This window comes from Raoultibacter timonensis (assembly GCF_022845715.1).
GTDB classification, from domain to species: domain Bacteria; phylum Actinomycetota; class Coriobacteriia; order Coriobacteriales; family Eggerthellaceae; genus Raoultibacter; species Raoultibacter timonensis.
Window position 1 is genome coordinate 3,434,589 of the sequence record NZ_AP025564.1, and the last position, 14,511, is coordinate 3,449,099.

Below are 14,511 nucleotides of genomic sequence, written 5' to 3' on the forward strand. Positions count from 1 at the left end.
GCGCGCCGCAAAAGCACGCGGCGGAAAACTCGATCAGAAGCCCAATCCGATAGTCATGTGCATCATGTAGAACACGAAACGCATAACGAAGATGCCGCCGTACGCAAGAGCGCACGACACGGCAGCACGTGCAAGATCGGGTATCCTTCCTGCGCGAACGGCAAGCTGCATCGACAGGACGCCAGCGGTGCACAGGACGAAAAACGCCGCAACGGCCAACCCGTAAAACGGCACGAGATCGGCTGCGGTTCCAAACGAATTCTCGATACCCGCAAGCGCCGTGCCCTGCATCGCGTACACCGCCGTGTTGAGCACGAGCGCAACCGCCGAAACGCCGCACAGCAGCGGGCCGTAGCGCCCGACGATCGCCTCCGCCTTGGCTGCGCGAAACGAGAGCAGAGCCACCAACGGCCCTCCCACTACGGCGTTGAGCCACAGCCCGATCGGCACGTATGCGGTATTCCACGAGACGATGGTTTCGGCATCGTAGGCGAAGGCAACCGCCGTCACGAACGCGATGCCCGCCGCGATGATGGCGACCGACCACACGCGCTGCAGCCCCACGACCTGCCGTTGCGAGAACGAATACAGCCAGTACACGCCCGCCAGAAACAGAAAGATGACCGCACAGAACACCTCGGTCGACAAAGGCGAGCGACCAACGCCCATGAACACGTAGAGCGCGTTGGCGGGATTTCCCAGATGGGTTGCCGAAGCGATGAGGCCCACCATCGAGATCATCAACGGAATGCAGAGGAACTGGTTGATGCGGCTGCGCACATCCCGATCGAACCGGCCGAAAGCGAGCGCGCCCGCCATGATCGAAAAGCCGAGCACGCCCGAGGGGGCAAGCGTCGTGAACAGGACGAGCGTGATCTCCCCCAACGCCGTTTCGAATCCGGTAGTCATCATTTAGCGGTAGTATCTCGGATACTCGACCTCGATCTCGAGCTCGCTTTGCAGCCCCTCGAGGCTCTCTTTCGCCAGCAATGCCAAGCCTTCGTAGAAAGGTTGCTCGGCAACGTCGGCAAGCTGTTCGAGGAAATGCGACGACCAGGTAAGCACATGGTCGCCCAGATACTGCTCGATCAGCTCGGGCTTGGCGTCGGCAAGCCATGCGAGCAGCACGAGCATGAGACCGATATGATCCTCGGGGGTCTTCTCGTCGGTCGTACGCTCGATGCCGTTTTCGCGCATCCACCGGCGCAGCGCAAGCGTGCTCTCGCCGAACACTACGCACTCCCGATCGGTGTAGACCGAGCCCCAGGGCGGAGCCGGCTTTTTGGCGGGGCCGATGAACAGACGGCGGTACTCCCAGACCAGATCGTCGTTATCGACGCCCTCCGCAAGTCCTTCGGTCATCAACGCCAGATAGCGCTCGGCGTGCTCGTCGGAAACGAACGGCCACTCCTCGCCCGCCTCATGCGGATCGAGCGCAGCGACCGCCTCGAAAGCGGCGCGGGCATCGCCTTTGACCGGATCCTGCAGAAAAAACGGACCCAGCGTCTCGCCGACGAAGGCGATGCGGCTGCGAAAGTCCGCCTGATCGAGTTTCTCGTGCATTGGTCTCCTCCTTGAACACGCAAGCGTGCATCCTATTGTAGCGCACGCCCACCGTGCCCTACCACAGGTCAAGCATAGCGAAGCACCGCGAGGCGCTATCACATGATTCATGCGATTTTTGGTTACCGAGCGAGAAAACCCCTGCGCAAACCGCGTCCAGCCCGAACAGGCTCGGCGGTTTCGGCGCGCTTGGAAATGAAATCGGGAACTTGGTCGGGATCGATATGGAGCACCATGGCGAACTCGTCGTTGATCATCTTTTCGGCCGTTTTTAAAAACCGATCGTCGCACGCATGGAGTTTCTTGCCCCGCTCGATCTGCTTCTCCTTATGCAGATACAGGGTCCGCACCAGCTGCATGAGCTCGGTGCAATCTCCCCGAGAAATGATCTCTTTGTACGTTTGCTTGCGCTCTCCCTCGTCCTCGATCCATACGAGCGGTTCCTCGGGTATGGTTTTAATGAGATCAAGCAGTTCATCCGCCGAAAGGATATTGCGCATCCTGCCGATGAGCCGCTCGTTGTCGAGGGGGACGAACACGGTCGATTTCTTCTGATACACCGGCTCTAAGACGTAGTACTCCCCCGAAACTCCGCCGACTTCTTTGTGGGTGATGTTCTGGATCGTGCAAACGCCGTCGCTACCGTATAGGACCGTACTTCCAACTTCAAACATGTGCCTCACTCCGCTTCTGTGCTCTCGTCCCATTTCGTGCGCATAGTCCATGGTTAATTTTACTCCGATTAGACGGCAGATGTAACAAAATCTTCAAAAGCGGGAGCCGAACGGGTGCTCAGACGATTTCGCGGGCGTTTTCGATGGAGCCTTCCGCCGCCCGCGCGGCATGGCGGGGAAGCGTGATGGCGAGGTTTGGCTGCGTCGCATCGGACGGCGGAAGCGGTGCCAGATCGGCCGCGTCGCCGAACGCCCCACGCAAATCGGATACTTCGCCGAAATCGAGGGCGCGCAAAGGGCAGGCTTCGACGCAGACGGGTTTCTCTCCCGCAAGAACACGCGACGCACAGCCGTCGCATTTGACGCTGAACCCCTGGCTGCGATCCACTTTCGGCGCACGATACGGACAGGACAGGGCGCAGTAGCCGCACCCTATGCATTTCTTGCGGTCGACGCTCACCAGGCCGCCTTCGCCCTTATGCATGGCACCGGTCGGACACACCTTCGTACAGGCGGGATCCGAGCAATGGTTGCAGGAGACGGAGAGGTAGTACGCAAAACAATCCTGCGTCCACAGGCCCCGATCGTTCTGGCTCCACGCACCGCCGCCGTATTCGTATACCTGGCGAAACGAAATCGCCGAAGGCAGGTCGTGGAAGTCCTTGCAGGCAAGCATGCAGGTCTTGCAACCCGTGCAACGCTGCGCGTTGAAATGGAACCCGTATTGCGCCAAAGCTCCTCACCTCCTTGCCGATACATACTACCATGCACGACGGGGTGCGGTCCTCGCGTGGATCGCACCCCGTCGTAGCCCGACTCGAAGAAATACGGAGCCGGGTGCATTCGATCGGCAGTAGTTTATGCTACTTCGATCTCGTTTGCCAGCGCACCGGTCTTATCGTCGATCGGTTTAGCGTGGCGCGGCTCGGTCATGACGACGTTCGGGCTCGTCTCGGAAGGATCGGGAAGCGGAGCCACCGCAGCCACGTCGCCGTACTTGGAGCGAAGCTCTTCGATCTCGCCGAACTCGAGGGCACGCAAAGGACAGGCTTCGACGCAGACGGGAACAAGGCCCTCCGCCACACGGTCAGCGCACATGTCGCACTTGACCGCAACGTTTTTCTCCGCGTCGAGCTTAGGGGCGCCGTACGGGCACGACTCGACGCAGAGTCCGCAGCCGATGCACTTCTCGGCATCGATGGTGACGATACCGGTTTTCTGGTCTTTCGATATCGCCCCCTGCGCGCAGTTGGCCATGCAGGCCGGCATGTCGCAGTGGTTGCATGCGCTCGAGATGTAGTACGAATACACATCATCGCTCCATAGCGATCCGCTCTGGCTCCACGTGCCGCCCGTGTACTCGTACACGTTCCTGAAGGCGATCTCGGGAGTGAGATCATGGTAATCTTTACAGGCGAGTTCGCAGGTTTTGCATCCCGTGCACCTCGGCCCGTTAAAGTAAAATCCGTATTGAGACATGGAAACTACCTTTCATCCAATGGGTCACAGACCGTTTGCGGTCTACAGCTTCGCTACTTCCACCAGGTTCGTATGCTGGGGATTCGCCTTCGCAAGAGGCGTAGGACGAAGCGAAGTGAGCGTGTTGATGCAGCCTCCGCGATCAACTTTGTCACCGGCCATGTCGGCCTCGTGCCAAGCACCCTGCCCCATCGAAACAACGCCGGGAAGAATACGGGGCGTGACCTTTGCCAGAATCTCCACCGTACCGCGGTCGTTGTATACCTTGACGGTCTCCCCGTCGGCGATACCGCGAGACTCCGCGTCGACGGGATTGATCCAGAGCTCCTGAGGCGCCGCCTGCTTCAGCACGTCGATGCAACCATACGACGAATGCGCACGCGCTTTGTAGTGGTAGCCGGGCATCTGCAAGGGGTACGTCTCGCGCAGCGGGTCATCGAATCCCTCGACGCCGGGAGCATACACCGGCAGCGGATTGATGATATCGCCCTCGGCGAGCTCCCACGTTGCAACGATCTCCTCGAGCGCTTCGGAATAGATCTCTATCTTGCCCGACGGCGTTTCGAGCGGGTTAGCCTCGGGATCGTCGCGGAAATCCTTGAGCGCAACGTGGTGGCCGTCGGGATCCTTGCGGCGGTAGATGCCCTGTGCGAGCATCTCCTCGAACGTCGGCAGCTCGGAGTCCTTCTTGCGCGCCTCCTCGTAGCAGTACTCGAGCCAAGCCTGCTCGTCACGGCCTTCGGTAAACTCGTCTTTCATACCCATGCGATCAGCCACTTCGGATAGCACCGAATACAGCGTCTTGCGCTCGAACTTCGGCGACGTGACAGGCTGTCCCATGATGATGAAGCCCATGTTGCCAGCATAGTCGTTGGAAACGAAGTTCGGCTGCTCGACGGGCATGAGATCGGGCAGAAGCAGATCGGCATACTTCGCCGAATCGGTAAGGAAGGTGTCCCACACCACGATGAACTCGCACTTGCTTTCGTCTTGCAGGATCTCGTGGGTGCGGTTGATGTCGCTGTGCTGATTCGTAATCGTATTGCCTGCATAGTTGAATATCATCTTGATCGGCACTTCGAGCTTGTTTTTGCCGCGCACGCCGTTGGCGAGCTTGGTCATATCGGTGCCGTGATCGATCGCATCGGTCCAGGTGAACGTAGCGATTTTGGTTTCTACCGGATTATCGCCCGTTGGAACCGAGAACGTCGAGAAGTAGAAACCGTCGAGGTCTGATCCCGTATTGCCGCCGTTGATCCCCACATTGCCCGTCAAAACGGGAAGCATGCAGATGGCACGGGCCGTCTGCTCGCCGTTCGACTGGCGCTGCGGGCCCTTGCCCTGGTAGATGGCGCAAGGCTTTGCCGTGCCGATCTCACGAGCGAGCTCGGTGATGGTATCGGCGGCAACGCCGGTGATTGCCTCCGCCCAAGCGGGAGTTTTGGCTACGGCGTCGGCCCCTTCGCCCATAATGTAGGCTTTGTACGACTTGTTCTGGCCTTTGGCGGATTCGGGCATGGAATCCTCGTCGTACCCGATGCAGTACTTCGCCAAGAAATCGTGATCGACGAGGTCCTCGCTGATGAGCACGTAGGCGACGGCGTCAACGAGGGCGGCGTCGGTTCCGGGGCGAATGGGAATCCACTGGTCGGCGCGGGTTGCCACGGTATCGCTGTAGCGAGGATCGATGACGATGACCTTCGCCCCGCCCTGCTCGAGCGCCTGTTCGAGATGATAGGTCGGCCCCGCTCCGCCGGCCTTGGTTTCGACCGAGTTCTCGCCGAACATTACAACGAGCTTCGAGTTCACGATATCGGAATTCGAGTTCGCGGCGCGCGTACCGTACAGGTAAGGCAGAGCCGCCGATATCTGCGCGGAGCTGTAGCTGCCGTAACGGCCCAGGCAACCGCCGTTCATATTGATGAAGCGGGAAAGGAACGAGCCGATGTTCGACGCGTTGACGCCTGAAGCGTAATGGTTCCAGATGGATTCGGGACCGTACTCGTCGAGTATCCTCGTGTAGTTCTCGGCGAGCATGTCGAAGGCCTCGTCCCATGAGATCTGCTCGAACTTGCCCTCGCCGCGTTTTCCAACGCGTTTCATCGGCACGCTCAGGCGATCGGGATGGTTGATCCATCTCCTGATCGAGCGACCACGCAGGCAAGCGCGAATCTGATGGTTACCGTACTCGTCGTCGCCCGTATTGTCGCTTTCGACCCAAACGACTTCGTCGTCTTTCACATGGAGCTGCAGCGAGCAGCGGCCTTCGCAGTTCACCGAGCAATGACCCCAGAAAACCTGCTCTGCGGACTCGGTCGGCTCGCTTGCACCCGTTTGCTGCTCGCCCTGCGAGGAGCAGCCGAACAGCGAGAAAGCGCCGCCGCCCGCTACCGCAACGCCCAGACCCGCCAAAGCAGATCCCTTGACGAAGCCCCGACGCGATACCATAGCATCGTTCATCGTATCCATCCTTCCCTCTCGTCCTGTGGTTGCGCATCCCGTGGCGCTTCGGCATCAACCGCAAGCCCCGATGCCGAAGCGGCGTCCTCGCCGAATGCCGACGACACCCACCGCGCAACGCTCTAACGGGCCAAAGCATAGGCACGCGCGACGGCTCCGTTGTCACATAAAACGTGCGAATTTTATAAAATGCCTGTTCAGAGCATACCCAAAATCTATCCAATTCGCGTATCAACGAGCTTTGGCCCCAGTATATCGGTATACTTCCCCTGAGGGAAAGAAAAGCGAGAGGTGGAATTTGGAAGCTGCGCATCTGCTGCATATTCTCAAGCCCAACGTAACGTCGCTGGGTTACGCCTTGTTCCTCGCCATCAATGCAGCCGGGGTGTGGGGCGGCGTGTTCCCGTTTCTTCCCATGGAATTCCAAACTCAGGAAATCATCTTCGGCTTCTTCCTCGCCCAATCGCTCGTCGTATCGCTCAGCTATTTTGCGAGCGCGCTCGGCGTGTACTTCTTTCCCGGCCCCACGCGCCGCTTTCTCGTGGTGGCCGCAAGCGTCCCTTATTTTCTCGGATGGTGCTGCCTTGTCGGAGCCATCTACATAGACGAAGCCGCCCTGCCCCTCGTCGTAATCGGCGGCGCGCTGCTCGGCTTGGGTTCCGCCGGCTTCTACATGCTGTGGCAGCGCCTGTTCGCCAGCCAAGAGGCCGAAACGGGCAACCGCGACCTCATCCTCGGCACCGCCTACGCCTCGATCTTCTACTTTTCGCTCTACCTCATACCCGGTGCCGTAACCGTATACCTCATCCCGCTTGTGTTCCTCCCGCTTTTCGGCCTGTGCATCGTGTTGAAAAGCCGCACGATCGATCCCAATCAGCCGATGTTCGAAGACGTTCCCCGCGACCATCCGCGCATCTACCGGCAGATTCTCCACGACTACTGGCGCAGCGCGTTCGCCATCGGCGCGCTCGGCTTCTGCTGCGGCATCATGCGTTCGCTCGCCATCGGAGATCCGCAGATCGGATCGCTCGTCAACATCCTCTCCATGGGAACTTCGCTCGTTGCCGCCGTCGCTTTGCTCCTCGTGTGGCAGGTCAAGAACATCCGCCTCAACGTTACGGCGGCATACCGCATATTCTTCCCGTTTCTCATCTCGGCGTTTCTGCTGCTCCCCATCTTCGGCGAGCCGTTCTCGGGCCCGCTCGCCAGCGCGCTCTATGCGGTCTACAGCTGCGCGATCGTGCTCATGATGATCCAGTGCGCCCAGGCATCGCGCGATCGAGGCATCAACCCCGTGTTCATATACGGCTTTTTCGGCGGCATCGTCTACCTGCTGCACGACGTCGGATTCGTCACGGGAACGTTCGCCGAGAAAATCCCCGTAATCAGCATCCCCCCGCTCGTGGCAGTCTCCATCATGGCGCTCTACCTGCTCGGCCTCATGTACTTCATCGGGCAAGGGGGCTTTCGCCAGATCCTCTCGCCGCGCCGCACCGATGCGGAAAGCATCGAGCTCGTCGCACTCGCACCCCGAGCAGAACGGGGCGAGGCCGAGAGAGGCCGTGCGGTAGCTCTCAGGCATGCGCGGTCGGCCGCATCGCTTTCCGGGAACGCGCTCGAAAAGGAAACGAAGAGGCCCGCCCGCATCCGCTCGGAACAAGAAGAGCCCTCTTACCGCGACCGCATATCCAAGCAGGCGGCGGCGCTGCAGCGGCACTACCGCCTTTCCGCACGCGAAACCGAGGTCATGGAACTCATCGCCCGCGGCAACAGCGTCGCGCGCATCGCCGAGGAACTCGTAGTCTCCGAGAATACCATCCGCACGCACAGCAAACGAATCTACACGAAGCTCGCCATCCACAAGAAGCAGGAACTGCTCGATCTTATCGAATCGTTCGATCCGAGCGATCTGAACTCGGTATAATAAGCGTACGCTGTTACCATCCGAGGTACTTCCTATTGCGCGAGGAGCCGCCATGCTTGAGCTACCCGAGAGCACAACCGTTTCCCGACAGATTACCGAAACACTTGCCGGGCGGACCGTCGCGTTCGCTGAAGCGGCCCACACCGCCCACGGATTCGCCTTCTACAGCCACGATGCCGAAGAGTACCCCGATCTGCTCGTCGGAAAGACGCTTGATGCGTGCACGCCCGCAGGCAGCATCGTCGATGCGACCATCGGCGATATGCACCTCGCATTCAACGACGGCGTGAACATCCGCTACGTCGAACCCGGCGCGAAGCTGCCGAAGAAGTACCAGTTCCATCTAGTGTTCGACGACGGCAGCGGCATCGTCTGCTCGGTGCAGATGTACGGTGCGATGATGGTGTACCCGAATGGAGTAACCGACAACTTCTACTACAACGTTGCCCACGAAAAACCTTCCCCCCTCAGCGATGCGTTCGACCGGCACTATTTCGACGGCCTCGTCGCCGAAGCCGAGGAAAAGAATTCAGCGAAGGAGCTGCTCGCCACCAAGCAGCGCATACCGGGTCTCGGAAACGGCGTTTTGCAGGATATCCTGTTCAACGCAGGCGTGAATCCGCAGAAAAAGCTGCGCGCCATGGATCAGAGCGATCTGGATGCGCTGTTCGCCAGCATCAAGAGCACGCTTTCCGCCATGACGGAAGCGGGCGGGCGCAACACCGACAAGGATCTCTTCGGAAACCCCGGCGGATACGCCACCCTTCTCTCGGCGAAAACCAAGGACCGCCCCTGCCCGCGTTGCGGCAGTCCCATAACGCGCAAGGCGTACCTCGGCGGCAACGTGTACTTCTGCCCCGTCTGCCAACCGCTGTAGCGCTGTTTCGGGGCTTTGCAACCGAGAAAGGATCGCCGTGTATCGCATAGGCATCATCCGCGTGATAACTCAAAACCAAGAGGCCACCGATGCGCATGGGCGCCTCGTCGAACGGTGGTTTCCCGAGTTCGAAACCGTATCGCGTTGCATCCCCGATCAACCAGAGGGCATTCACGACGCCGAAACGAAAGCCCTCGCCGTACCGAAGGTGGTCGCCCTTGCACGCGAAATGGAGCAAAACGGACTTGACGGCATCATGATAAGCTGCGCCGACGATCCCGGCGTCGCCGAAGTTCGGGCGCAAGCGAGCATTCCCGTCGTGGGTGCGGGCGAATGCACGGCAAGCGCCGCAACACGGTTCGGCGAGAAGATAGCCGTGCTCGGCATCACCCAAGCCGTTCCCGAATCGTACCGGCGCATCCTTAAGGACCGGCTCTTCACCGACGTTGTTCCCGACGGCGTACGAAACACGCTCGATCTGCGCACCGAGGCGGGCATGGCCGCAACCGTCGCCGCCGCACAGGCGCTCGCAGCCGACGGTGCGGACGCCGTAGCGCTCGCCTGCACCGGACTCGCCACCATCGGCATTGCGCCCGTGCTCGAACAAGAGACCGGCATTCCCGTGCTCGATCCCGTTCTCTGCGCGGCCCACGCCCTGCTGTTCGACCTCCTGCGCGCTGACGGCAACCGTTCGATGACAACGTGACGCAGGGGAAACCGAAGCCTTTCCGCATCGAAACAGAACCGGCCGCCTTCGCCCGTTTCGTTGATACTGAGAGTCAACGAAACTTCGACCTGCGAAAAAGGGCAGCATCATGGATAGAGGAAACCCGTCTGAAAAGACCAAGGCACTCGCGAAGCGCATCGCATTCTCCACGATCGGCATCGTGATCATATCGCTCGGGACCACCGTCTGCCGCATCGGCGGCGTCGGCGTCGACCCCTTCACCGCCATGAACATCGGCATCAGCGGCATCCTCGGGTTATCGCTCGGCGTCTACCAGCTTGCCGTCAACATCGTCCTGCTCGTGCTCGTCTTCATCTTCGGGCGCAAGCAGATCGGCATCGGCACCGTCATCAACATGGTGTTCGTCGGGTTTCTCATCGACTTCTTCACCTGGTTGCTCACGGCCACGCTCCCGCTTGACGGCAGTATGCTGCAGGCGGGAATCTGCCTCGTCGTCGGCGTCGCGCTCTTCACGTTCGGCGTCTCGACCTACATGAACACCGATTTGGGCGTCGCACCCTACGACGCCGTCGCGATCATCGTAGCCGCCAGGACGCCCGTACCCTACACGCCGGCACGCATGGGCCAGGATATCCTCGTCACGGCCATTGCGTTTCTCGTCGGAGGCCCGATCGGGGTGTTCACCGTCATCGCAGCGTTCTTCACCGGGCCGCTCATCACGTTCTGGAACGACCACGCCACCATCCCGATGCTCAAGCACGCCGGAGCCTACGCGGACTCGTAGACCCGACGCGTCCGGTGCAAGCCTCTCCGAATCGAAGCAAGGCCGAGCCCGCCGGTACGCGGACGAACGCGAATCGGCGGGCTCCATCAGAATGGCTTGCCTACGATTCGTCCTCGCCGAACAGCAGATCGAAGATGTATTGCGTAATGGTTGCGCGGCGGACTACTCCGACGAGCTTGCCCTCGGCATCGACCACGGGAAGCTTCTTGAACTTGCGCTTCGAGAGCACATCGGCCACACTCCCGATCGACTGGTCCGTCGCTGCGCACATGACCTTCCTCGTCGCAAGCTCCATGACGTTGCGGTCTTTCAGCGCGGCGACCTTGTCCTCGAACGATTCGCTGTCGTAGAAGAGCATGGTGGAGTACCCGCTCGCAATGGCCCTCGTCTTCTGTTCGGCAACCGCCTTGAGGATATCGCCATCGCTGACGAAGCCGACGACGCGGCGATTATCGTCTACCACCGGCAAGCTGGTAACCTTCTTTTTCCTGAACTCCCTGACCACATCTCCCAAACTGAGGGTATACGGACACGTATAGACGTCGGTTTCCATAATTTCGCTAATGGGGTGCTTCATCGGTTCACTCCTTGGATGCTTTTCTTGACTTTGAGGATGGCGATCAGCAGCGCGATGGCCGCGATCACGCCCGAGATCCCGTACACCGTGCAGATTCCTGCGACTTGGGAGACGATCGGACCCGCCTGCGCCTGGGAGGCCGTCACCATCGTCATGATGGTGACGAGCAGAGCCGTGCTCATCGCACCGCCTACCTGACGGCCGGTATTCGAGATGGCGTTGCCATGGGCGATCTTGTCGTTGTCTAGCGAATTGAGCCCCCAGGTGTTCACCGGCATGTTCGCAAGGGTCAACCCAGCCGACTGGATAACGTAGAACGTGACGAGATACCAAACCGGCGTTGACTGCCCGATGAAGGCAAGCGCGGCGAACGAGGCGGTCAGACCCGATAGGCCCACGATCGCGATCACGCGCGGCCCGAAGCGGTCGAACAGCATGCCGCTTATCGGACTGAGGAAGATGGTCGATACCGCGCCCGGCGTCATGAGGATACCCGTTTCGAATGCGGTGAGACCCAGTACGTTCTGCAGGTACAGCGGCAGAACGACCGCGCCCACGGCGAGCGCCGAATTGACGACGGTCACGATGATCGCAGAGTAGGCGAACGTCGGCGTTTCGAGCACTTTGAGCTGCAAAATGGGCTCGTCTATAGTCAACTGCCTGCGGATAAACCACACCAGAGCGCACGCCCCGACCACGATGGAGCCTACGACCACGATATTCACCCATCCGAGCGTACTCGCCGAAGAGAAGCCGTACAGCAGCCCCCCGAATGCAACCGTCGACAGCACCACCGAGAGCACATCGAGATGCGGCTTCTTGAGCTCGCCGACGTTGTCGAGCAGGATGACGCTCGCCACCAACACCACGATCGCCAGCGGTACCATCGTCCAGAACATCATGCGCCAACCCCACGAGTCGATGATGATGCCTGCAAGCACCGGACCCGCCGCCGGAGCGCAGCTCATCACGATACCCGCCGTTCCCATCGCCGTGCCGCGCTTCTCGGGCGGGAAGATGAGCATCGGCACGACTGCGACGAGCGGCAGCTGGATGCCTGCGCCCGCCGCCTGCAACACGCGTCCGACCAGCAGTAACTCAAACGTCGGCGCCATCGCGGCACAGACCGTCCCCATGATGAACATGATCATGGCCGCGAAGAACAGCTTCCGCGTCGGAAACTTATCGATAAGAAATCCCGAAACCGGAACCATGACACCGTTCACGAGCATGTAGATGCTCGTTACCCACTGGGCGGTTCCCGCCGTGACGGAAAACGTCTCCATGAGCTTCGGCAGCGCAGGCGAAAGCACCGTCTGGTTCAGGATGGCCAGAAACGCGCCGGCGAGCACGACCCCGATGATCGTGATCTCCTTGCGCGTGACCTTGTGCTGTCGGGATACCAATTCTTGTTCGTCAAGCAAAACTCTTTCATCGCCTTTCTCGTTCGAGCCGTGCCGCCGTCGATAGGCGGGCAGGGTTCGCGCATGCGGCGGCTGCCGAGCCGCCCACCGCTTTTGCGGCGAGCCTCGATGCGCCACGCACGTGCATGGTTTGCAGTTGGGAATACGGTGTACGGAAAACCCGGCGCTACTGCCTGTCGCTCGAAAGCGAGACGGATGCATGTGCCAGCGGACGAGCGCAGAAAAACGCGCCGCACCGCAACGAGAAAGGCATCAAAGCGATCCCTGCCATACCCCAACGCCCACTTCCCCAGCACAGCGAGAACGGACGGCGTCCGTAAAACGAAGGCCGGGTTGTCGGCGGCTGGTAAGCCGTTCGTATGTCATGATCAGCAGATGCACGGTGTGCAAGTATAGAACAGTCGGAAACCCCCGTATTTTCGAGAAAGTTCTGCGATCAAACGATTTCCACAATACGGGCTTCGGGTGCAGCCGAGCGCCGAGTCCGACAACGTCCGTCGACGCAGGAACGCGAGGAAACACAGGGTGCGGGCCTCGTTCGAGCGGACAGGCGACGAGGAAACGCGGAACAAGGTTATCGATCGGGCGCAGACGCAGAGATGCCCGCCGAGAAATCGACGGGCATCTCTGCGTTGCGAGCGCGAAGCGCGCTACACGAACACGAGCGGCAATGCGGCGAGCACGACGAGCAGCCTGAGCAAGAAGCCGCCTATCAGCACGCCCGACTCCCCGATCACGCTCAGCACGAGAGAAGTCGTCGATGTCTCGACCCGCTTCGTGATGAATACGGGGTACCCCTCGATGAGGAACGGCGCAACCAACCCGAGCAGGATGGTTCCCGCCCAAAACGGCAGCGCGTACTGCCCCGCGATGAGCGAATCGACCGTTGCAGCACCCGCGCTGCTCCCCGTATGCACGATGACGAGCATCGTGAACAGGATGACGAGCTCGACCGCCGACAGGATTACATGGCTCTTCTTGACGAGCCACATGTGCTCGAACTTCTCGCGATCCGTGACCAGACCAACAAGACTCGTAGCCGCCAGACCCGCAGAGAGCGCCGAAACCACGAAGAGTATCGGGAGAATGGCGTTGTTCCACAAAGGAAACGTCTTGACCACGCCGAGCAGGAAGCCCGTGTAGGCGGCCACGGCGAACGCGAACACGATGCCGATCCACGTGAGCCACTTCGGAACCTTCTTCTTGAGTATCTCGAGCAAAGCAACGACGAGCGCCACGGGCATATAGATGCAGATGAAGTAGACGCCGAGCGTCATAACCGAACCGGGGTTCGAGATGAGATAGAAGAAACGCAGCGGGTTCATCAGTCCGGCTTCGGCATCGAGCATCAGCATGAGCAAGCCGATGCCGACGAAGACGGGGGCGATAATGCGCCCGGCGATGCGCATTTTATTGCTGTCGGGATACTTCGCTTCGACGAACGCCGCAGTCAGGAAGGCACCTGCCGACGCTCCGGCCAAAAACAGGTACCATGCAATCATAGGTCCCCAAATCATGCTTCATCACCTCACGTAGAAAATCTTGGACTTGGTCAGATCGCCCGCAATCGGCTGGGCGTTGTACTCGGCGATGGCCTTCGAGACCTCGCTTGCCGGATCGTCGAGATCCCCGAAGACGCGCGCGCCCGATATGCAGGTGCCCACGCAGGCCGGCGGATCGCCCGGCTTGCCGTCTTCCCAGCAGAAGCGGCACTTCTCCACTACGCCGGTCTCCTCGCGCACGATGCGGGCGCCGTAGGGGCATGCGGCCATGCAGTACTTGCAGCCGATGCACTTGTTCTCATCGACGAGCACGACGCCCGAGTCGGTGATGTAGGTGGCGTGCGTCGGGCAGACTGCCGCGCACGGCGCATCCTCGCAGTGTTGGCACTGCAGGGGGATGATCTCGCTGTACACGCTCGGGTACTCGCCCGTTTCGCGTTCTTCGTAGCGGATGAACGCCTCGGTGGGTTCGAGGTGGTTCTTCATCTGACAAGCGATGCGGCAAGCGTAGCAGCCGACGCACTTCTTCGTATTGATCAGCATTCCGTAGCGTGCCATG

At 60.3% G+C, this 14,511-nt stretch carries 14 protein-coding genes; 4 read left to right on the forward strand and 10 right to left on the reverse strand.

Annotated features, from left to right (window positions below; genetic code table 11):
* Positions 1–33: 33 nt before the first annotated feature.
* The 6 genes from MWL89_RS14060 to MWL89_RS14085 all read right to left on the reverse strand — a co-directional run bounded on the left by MWL89_RS14060 (position 34) and on the right by MWL89_RS14085 (position 6,185).
* Positions 34–912: a dimethyl sulfoxide reductase anchor subunit family protein gene (locus tag MWL89_RS14060; RefSeq protein ID WP_244386839.1), complete on the reverse strand. Its 879-nt coding sequence runs from the start codon at positions 910–912 to the stop codon at positions 34–36.
* Positions 913–1,563: a Tat proofreading chaperone DmsD gene (gene dmsD, locus MWL89_RS14065; protein WP_102379972.1), complete on the reverse strand. Its 651-nt coding sequence runs from the start codon at positions 1,561–1,563 to the stop codon at positions 913–915.
* A 122-nt stretch (positions 1,564–1,685) separates the two neighbouring features.
* Positions 1,686–2,237: a CarD family transcriptional regulator gene (locus MWL89_RS14070; protein WP_180995269.1), complete on the reverse strand. Its 552-nt coding sequence runs from the start codon at positions 2,235–2,237 to the stop codon at positions 1,686–1,688.
* A gap of 118 nt (positions 2,238–2,355) precedes the next feature.
* Positions 2,356–2,970 carry a DMSO/selenate family reductase complex B subunit gene (locus MWL89_RS14075; RefSeq protein ID WP_244386841.1) on the reverse strand — a complete coding sequence of 205 codons (615 nt, stop codon included), beginning with the start codon at positions 2,968–2,970 and terminating at the stop codon, positions 2,356–2,358.
* Positions 2,971–3,095: 125 nt separating this feature from the next.
* Positions 3,096–3,716, reverse strand: a complete 621-nt coding sequence (locus tag MWL89_RS14080) for a DMSO/selenate family reductase complex B subunit (protein ID WP_102379975.1) — start codon at positions 3,714–3,716, stop codon at positions 3,096–3,098.
* Positions 3,717–3,758: 42 nt separating this feature from the next.
* Complete coding sequence (locus MWL89_RS14085) at positions 3,759–6,185, reverse strand: DMSO/selenate family reductase complex A subunit (RefSeq protein WP_425226274.1); 2,427 nt, start codon at positions 6,183–6,185, stop codon at positions 3,759–3,761.
* A gap of 406 nt (positions 6,186–6,591) precedes the next feature.
* Between MWL89_RS14085 and MWL89_RS14090 the strand changes: the two genes are divergently transcribed.
* The 4 genes from MWL89_RS14090 to MWL89_RS14105 all read left to right on the forward strand — a co-directional run bounded on the left by MWL89_RS14090 (position 6,592) and on the right by MWL89_RS14105 (position 10,449).
* Positions 6,592–8,100 (forward strand): helix-turn-helix transcriptional regulator, encoded by a 1,509-nt coding sequence (locus tag MWL89_RS14090; RefSeq protein ID WP_425226289.1) that lies wholly within the window; start codon positions 6,592–6,594, stop codon positions 8,098–8,100.
* 52 nt (positions 8,101–8,152) lie between these two features.
* A complete protein-coding gene (locus MWL89_RS14095; RefSeq protein ID WP_244386849.1) occupies positions 8,153–8,977 on the forward strand; it encodes a zinc finger domain-containing protein in 825 nt (274 codons plus the stop codon).
* A gap of 37 nt (positions 8,978–9,014) precedes the next feature.
* Entirely contained in the window at positions 9,015–9,683 is a 669-nt protein-coding gene (locus MWL89_RS14100; RefSeq protein WP_244386854.1) for an aspartate/glutamate racemase family protein, read from the forward strand.
* Positions 9,684–9,792: 109 nt separating this feature from the next.
* On the forward strand, positions 9,793–10,449 hold the full coding sequence (locus MWL89_RS14105) for a YczE/YyaS/YitT family protein (protein WP_102379979.1): 657 nt from the start codon (positions 9,793–9,795) through the stop codon (positions 10,447–10,449).
* 100 nt (positions 10,450–10,549) lie between these two features.
* On the opposite strand, the gene MWL89_RS14110 is transcribed toward MWL89_RS14105, so the two are convergent.
* The 4 genes from MWL89_RS14110 to MWL89_RS14125 form a co-directional block, all read right to left on the reverse strand.
* The gene (locus MWL89_RS14110) at positions 10,550–11,026 is read right to left on the reverse strand and encodes a CBS domain-containing protein (protein WP_244386857.1); all 477 of its coding nucleotides are present in this window, start codon (positions 11,024–11,026) and stop codon (positions 10,550–10,552) included.
* Complete coding sequence (locus tag MWL89_RS14115) at positions 11,023–12,450, reverse strand: MDR family MFS transporter (protein ID WP_244386859.1); 1,428 nt, start codon at positions 12,448–12,450, stop codon at positions 11,023–11,025. Before MWL89_RS14115 ends, MWL89_RS14110 begins: the two co-directional genes overlap by 4 nt.
* A gap of 650 nt (positions 12,451–13,100) precedes the next feature.
* The gene (gene nrfD / locus MWL89_RS14120) at positions 13,101–13,967 is read right to left on the reverse strand and encodes an NrfD/PsrC family molybdoenzyme membrane anchor subunit (protein ID WP_244386861.1); all 867 of its coding nucleotides are present in this window, start codon (positions 13,965–13,967) and stop codon (positions 13,101–13,103) included.
* Between the two features lie 6 nt (positions 13,968–13,973).
* Positions 13,974–14,510: a 4Fe-4S dicluster domain-containing protein gene (locus tag MWL89_RS14125; RefSeq protein WP_102379983.1), complete on the reverse strand. Its 537-nt coding sequence runs from the start codon at positions 14,508–14,510 to the stop codon at positions 13,974–13,976.
* Position 14,511: the final 1 nt, after the last annotated feature.